The following is a 5,840-nucleotide window of genomic DNA, read 5'->3' as shown; positions in this document are numbered from 1 at the left end:
ACGAATCTGCACCGTGAGGCCCTGGGCCATCAAGCCCCAACTCAAACCCCACCCTCATAGGGTCTGACTCACTTGTGTAAAGCGGGCTTCTCGCCCGTGTGACCTAGACGAGAGTCGCGGAACGGGTGCTCTACGCCGCTAGCATGAGTGCCATGGTGCGCGTGGGGATCGTCGACGACCATGAGTCCGTGCGTCTCGGCCTGCAGGCCGCGTGCCGCGGTGCCGGATACGACGTGCTCGCCACAGGGGCCACCGTGAGCGCCGTTCTGGAGGCGCTGACAGACGCCGATCCCGACGTCATCGTGCTCGATCTCTCGCTCGGCGACGGGTCGAGCATCACCGAGAACGTGAAGCGGGTGCAGGCCACCGGTGCAGGAGTGCTGGTGCACAGCATCGCCGACCAGGTGGCCAGCGTGCGGGAGGCGCTCGCCGCGGGCGCGGCAGGGGTCATCCCGAAGTCGGCTCCCACCACCACCCTGATCGCGGCGATCAAGTCCGTCGCCGCCGGTGATGTGCTGAACAACTTGGAGTGGGCCAGCGCGATCGACGCAGACAGCGAGTTCGCCAAGGCACAGCTGGGTCGGCGCGAGCGCGATGTGCTGCATCTGTACGCCTCCGGTCTGCCCTTGAAGGCGGTGGCCGAGCAACTCGGCGTCGCCCACTCGACGGCGCGCGAGTACCTCGACCGGGTGCGCTCGAAGTATGTCGAGGTCGGTCGGCCGGCGCCGACGAAGGTCGACCTGCTGCGCAGGGCGGTCGAAGACGGCATCCTGCCCGGGCTGGCCCCCGACGTCCCCGGTGCATCGGCGGATGCGGATGGCCGCCGCTGACCCTGCGGCCGCGCCGGAACTGCTGCCGGCCGCTACGGCGAGTCCGCTGACGAGGGCTCGCATCGAACGCCTCGCCGCGCGTGCCGTAGCCGGCTTCAGCTGGGTGTTCGCTCTGCAGGTCATCCCGGTCGCCGTCGCACAGTCGTCCCACCTGCGTCCCGGCTACACCGTCGCCGTCGCCGTGGTGCTCCTCGTGTCGCTGGCCTGGCTCGGCATCGCCTCGATCGTGGGCCGCACGGTTCGCGCTGCCGCGATCACGTTGTGCGTCGGATACCTGCTGGCCCTCGTGTTCTGGGACCAGGGCATGGCGGATGCCGCCTACTTCGACGGCGTGCGCCCGTGGCTCTGGTATCTGCTCACGGTGTCCACCGCGTGCGCGGCTCTGGCCATGCCGTTCCTCCTCGCCGCCGTCTACACCATCGTCGCGCCGCTGCTCTACGGCGTGGTGCTCGCCCTGACCGCGGGGGTCGGCGCCGTCGAGACCGCCGTGCTCGACGGCCTTTACGCGGCACTGTTCGCATCGATTCTGCTGGCGATCATGACCATGCTGCGGCAGGCGGCGAGCCAGGTGGATGCCCGTCAGTCGACCGCCCTCGAACGTTACGAGGTCGCGGTGCGGGCGCATGCTCTGGAGGCCGAGCGTGTCGAGGTCGACGCCATCGTGCACGACAGCGTGCTCACGACCCTGCTCTCCGCGGCCAACGCACGCACGCCGGAGGCTATGGCCATTGCGGCGTCGATGGCTCAGGATGCCCTCGGTCACCTCGACACCTCAGCACCGCTGGCACGACCCGGGCACGCGCTCGATGCGATTCCGTCCAGCAGGTTGCGCGATCGCGTCATCTCGGCCGCGCGATCGTTCACCGTGCCGTTCTCGATCGTGCCGCGGCGGCAGGGTGACGTGCTGATCCCGGTCGGCGTCGCCGAAGCGCTCTACTCGGCGACCGTTCAGGCAATGGTGAACAGCGCCCAGCACGCCGGGGGAGTGCTTGTGCGTCGAAGTCTTCGGGTCGAGGCGACCGAGGGCGACGGCGTGCTCATCGTCGTGATGGATGACGGTCACGGCTTCGACCTCGAGTCCATTCCGCCCGAGCGGCTCGGGCTCGAGGTCTCGATCAAGGAGCGCGTGGCGCTCGCCGGTGGCGCGGCAACCGTGGAGTCTGCGCCGGGCGAGGGCACCAGCGTGCGGTTGGCGTGGCATCCGGAGCCCGACGAGAGCGCTGAGGGGGAGCATCCATGATCGCCGTCTCACGGGGCGTGCTCGTCACACTGGCCGCACTGTTCTCCGCGTACCACGTGGTGCTCGGTGTCACGTCGATGTCGACGTATCGGCATCCGGCTCCGGTGATCGTCGCCATAGCTCTGTACGCGGCCGCGACGGGGCTGTCTCTGGCAAGGCCCTCCCGTGTCGTGCTCCCCGCGTGGATAGCGGCGTTCGACCTCGCCGTCTGCATCGCCGTGCCTGTGCTCGTCGCCAGCCAGCTGAACCTGTCGCGCGAGAACGGCTACGCCACCTGGTACGTGGCGGCGATCGGCACCCTCATGACGATCGTGATCGTTCGAAGACGCAATGTCTTCGCGTGGGTCGGCATCGCCTTCCTCGTGGCGCACACGATCGTCTTCGCCGGGTTCGCGGCCCTCGCCGCCCTCGGCGTCATCGGAAGCGTGGTCTGGGTGGCGGCCGCCGCAGTCGTCACCAGGGCACTCGGGAGCATGGCTCGGGATGCCTCACGGTTCGGCCGTGCGGAACGTCAGGTCGTCGAATGGCACGCGGAGCAGGAGGCGCACGTCGTGGAGCGCCAGCGTCGTCTGGACGAGACGTATCAGCGTGCCGCGCCACTGCTCCTCCGCATCGTGGAGAGCGGTGGCGTGCTCACCGAAGACGAACGCGCGGAATGCCTGCTGCTGGAGGCGGGAATGCGCGACGAGATCAGGGGTCGCGCGCTCCTCGACGACGGCGTGCGTGAGCAGGTGCTGGCGGCGCGTCGGCGCGGTGCGAACGTGGTGCTCCTCGACGACGGCGGACTGGATGGCCTGGACTCGGAGGAGCTGCGGCGCGTGCACGCCCGCATCACGGAAGCCCTGCAGGGATCCCGGGCTGACAAGCTCGTGGTGCGCACGGTGGAGGCCGGTTCGTCGGTCGCCGTCACGGTCGTCGGGCTGCGCTCGGGACGTGCAGATGTCAACCCCGGCGATGGGGCGAGACCTCGCGATGCGGCCGAAACGATCTCCGCCGAGTCGGAGGGCGCCGATGACGAGGTCGAGCTGTGGCTGGAGATACCGCGCCACGATGACGCCGCGGTCGCGGCCGGTTGAGCGACTCCCACCCGTCGAGCGGATTCCCGCTGTACCGCCGGTCGAACGGATACCGCCGTACCGCCCGTCGAACGGATACCGCCGTACCGCCCGTCGAACGGATACCGCCGTACCGCGGGTTGAGCTTGTCGAAACCCCGCACGGCACAAGGCTGGTTTCGACCCTTTGACAAGCTCAGGCCGATAAGCCCCACGCCAAACTCAACCGGTGAGAAACATCGAAGGGCGCCGGTCCTTGACCGACGCCCTTCGGAAGCCCCGAGTCGGGGCGATAACCCGAATATCGCCCCGACTCGCCCCCAAAACACTCGCCCGCTTACCCTAGTCGGCGAATGAATGGCGGTGAATCTCAGATGACAGACACCTAGCAACATCAATACTGGGCCCGATCCCGCAAGAGGAAAAGTCGTCATTTAGGGGGACAATCGGGGGACAAAATCGCCGACATCATGCGGAGGTCGTGGTTTTCGCGCCCCATTTCGGGGTACAAGGTCAGGCCCCTCAGGTGCCCCGAACACGCCGCGAGGTCGCTTCAGCCCCAGCTTCGCCAGGCGCCGGGACCGCGCACGAGCGGCTGACGCAGCCCCCGCAGGCTGCGCTGCCACGCGTCGGCGTCGGCATCCGCTGTCGGCTGTCGGGAAGCCGCCTGCTCGCGCAGCGCAGACGTCAGCACGGCGGTGACGGCGGCGATCTCGTCTTCGGAGAGCCCGCTCGTGTGGAACACGAGCTGTGAGGCATCCACCTCGGGTTGCGTACTGTGCTTTGCCATGGATGCCTCCTCTCAGGCTGTGCCTGCGCCGCTGGACGGCGCCCTGCGAATGGTGGTCACAGTGGGATGTTCCCGTGCTTCTTCGGCGGCTGCGTGGCGCGCTTGGCCCGCAACGCGCGCAGCGACTTGATCACGCCGATCCGGGTGGCGGCCGGTTCGATGATCCCGTCGAGTTCGCCACGCTCGGCTGCGAGGTAGGGGGACGCGACGTTGTAGAGGTATTCGTTCGCGAGCTTCGTGCGCATGGCTGCGACATCCTCGCCGGATTCCTCCGCCTTCTTGATCTCGCTGCGGTACAGGATGTTCACGGCACCCTGTCCGCCCATCACGGCGATCTCCGCTGTCGGCCATGCGAGGTTGATGTCGGCGCCGAGCTGCTTGGACCCCATCACGATGTACGCACCGCCGTATGCCTTGCGCGTGATGACGGTGACGAGTGGAACCGTCGCCTCCGCGTACGCGTAGAGCAGCTTCGCGCCGCGGCGGATGACGCCGGTCCACTCCTGATCGGTGCCGGGCAGGTAACCGGGCACGTCGACCAGCGTGAGAATCGGAATCGAGAACGCGTCGCAGAATCGCACGAAGCGTGCAGCCTTCTCCCCGGCGTCGATGTTGAGAGTTCCGGCCATCGCGTTCGGTTGGTTGGCGATGATGCCGACCGAGCGGCCCTCGACGCGGGCGAAGCCGATCACGATGTTCGGGGCGAACAACGGTTGGATCTCGAGGAAGTCGCCGTCGTCGACGATGTGCTCGATGATCGTCGTCACGTCGTACGGCTGGTTCGGGGAGTCGGGGATGATCTCGTTCAGCCGGCGGTCGGCATCCGTGATCTCCAGCTCCGCTTCGGCGTCGTAGACGGGCGGGTCGGTGAGGTTGTTGTCGGGCAGGAAGCCGATCAGCGCCCTGCCGAACTCGAGGGCATCCTGCTCGTCGGATGCCAGGTAATGGCTCACGCCCGAGATCTTGTTGTGTGTGAGTGCGCCGCCGAGCTCTTCGAAGCCGACGTCTTCGCCGGTGACCGTCTTGATGACATCCGGGCCGGTGACGAACATGTGGCTCGACTTGTCGACCATGATGACGAAGTCGGTGAGCGCGGGGGAGTAGACGGCGCCGCCGGCCGCCGGCCCCATCACGATGGAGATCTGCGGGATGACACCGGATGCTTGCGTGTTGCGCCGGAAGATCTCCCCGTACTTGCCAAGAGCGACGACTCCCTCCTGGATGCGCGCACCGCCGGAGTCGAGGATGCCGATCATCGGCACGCCGGTCTTCAGCGCGTGGTCCATGACCTTGATGATCTTCTCGCCCGCGACCTCGCCGAGCGAGCCGCCGAAGATGGTGAAGTCCTGGCTGAACACGGCAACGTTGCGCCCGTGGATGGTGCCGATACCAGTGATGACTGAGTCGCCGTACGGGCGCTTGTTCTCCATGCCGAACGCGTGTGTGCGGTGGCGGACGAACTCGTCGAACTCGACGAATGAGCCCGGGTCGAGCAGCAGCTTGATGCGCTCCCGGGCCGTCAGCTTGCCCTTGGCGTGCTGCTTCTCGATGGCGGCCTGCCCGCTCGCGGTCACGGCTTCGTGATAGCGAACCTTGAGGTCGGCGATGCGGCCGGCGGTCGTCGTGTCGACCCTGTTGTCGTTCGGCGCGTCGGCACTCTGCGCGTCGGCCGCCGGGGTGTCGTGAGTGGAGGTGTCGGTCACCCGTTCACTTTACAAGCAGGGGTTCGGGGCGCTTCGTTGATGGAAGTGCACAAGATCTTGGGCGTTGCTCGTGCTCGAGTGTCATCCGAAGATGTTCCACCCGGCACCGACCTGGGCCGTTGATGTGAACAGCGGATAATCGTCGATCGGCGCTCCGGTGGTTCCGGTTCCTGGGTAGAACCAGAGGGTTCCGTCGGGTTTGGTGGCGAGTAGGTCGGTCTTG

General features: G+C 67.3%; 5 protein-coding genes. 3 read left to right on the top strand and 2 right to left on the bottom strand.

What is annotated here, in order from left to right:
• Positions 1-152 precede the first annotated feature (152 nt).
• The 3 genes from ACYVDK_RS14380 to ACYVDK_RS14370 are packed head-to-tail and all read left to right on the top strand — an operon-like array spanning position 153 to position 3,146.
• A complete protein-coding gene (locus ACYVDK_RS14380) occupies positions 153-830 on the top strand; it encodes a response regulator transcription factor (protein WP_460522915.1) in 678 nt (225 codons plus the stop codon).
• The gene (locus ACYVDK_RS14375; RefSeq protein WP_460522913.1) at positions 817-2,070 is read left to right on the top strand and encodes a sensor histidine kinase; all 1,254 of its coding nucleotides are present in this window, start codon (positions 817-819) and stop codon (positions 2,068-2,070) included. The genes ACYVDK_RS14380 and ACYVDK_RS14375 overlap by 14 nt, the downstream gene beginning before the upstream one ends.
• Positions 2,067-3,146, top strand: coding sequence for a hypothetical protein (locus ACYVDK_RS14370; protein WP_460522911.1), 1,080 nt, complete (start codon positions 2,067-2,069; stop codon positions 3,144-3,146). Before ACYVDK_RS14375 ends, ACYVDK_RS14370 begins: the two co-directional genes overlap by 4 nt.
• A gap of 531 nt (positions 3,147-3,677) precedes the next feature.
• Here the strand turns inward: ACYVDK_RS14370 and ACYVDK_RS14365 are convergent.
• Both ACYVDK_RS14365 and ACYVDK_RS14360 read right to left on the bottom strand, forming a co-directional pair.
• The gene (locus ACYVDK_RS14365; RefSeq protein ID WP_460522909.1) at positions 3,678-3,914 is read right to left on the bottom strand and encodes an acyl-CoA carboxylase subunit epsilon; all 237 of its coding nucleotides are present in this window, start codon (positions 3,912-3,914) and stop codon (positions 3,678-3,680) included.
• Positions 3,915-3,970: 56 nt separating this feature from the next.
• Positions 3,971-5,521, bottom strand: coding sequence for an acyl-CoA carboxylase subunit beta (locus ACYVDK_RS14360; RefSeq protein ID WP_460522917.1), 1,551 nt, complete (start codon positions 5,519-5,521; stop codon positions 3,971-3,973).
• Positions 5,522-5,840: the final 319 nt, after the last annotated feature.

The organism is Humibacter antri, assembly GCF_054777235.1.
The sequence above is the reverse complement of the archived record's forward strand: the minus strand, read 5'-3'. Positions and strand labels throughout refer to the sequence as shown.

Coding starts and splice junctions, on each gene's coding strand:
- ACYVDK_RS14380 (WP_460522915.1), top strand. CDS start 153: ATGGTGCGCGTGGGGATCGTCGACGACCATGAGTCCGTGCGTCTCGGC.
- ACYVDK_RS14375 (WP_460522913.1), top strand. CDS start 817: ATGGCCGCCGCTGACCCTGCGGCCGCGCCGGAACTGCTGCCGGCCGCT.
- ACYVDK_RS14370 (WP_460522911.1), top strand. CDS start 2,067: ATGATCGCCGTCTCACGGGGCGTGCTCGTCACACTGGCCGCACTGTTC.
- ACYVDK_RS14365 (WP_460522909.1), bottom strand. CDS start 3,914: ATGGCAAAGCACAGTACGCAACCCGAGGTGGATGCCTCACAGCTCGTG.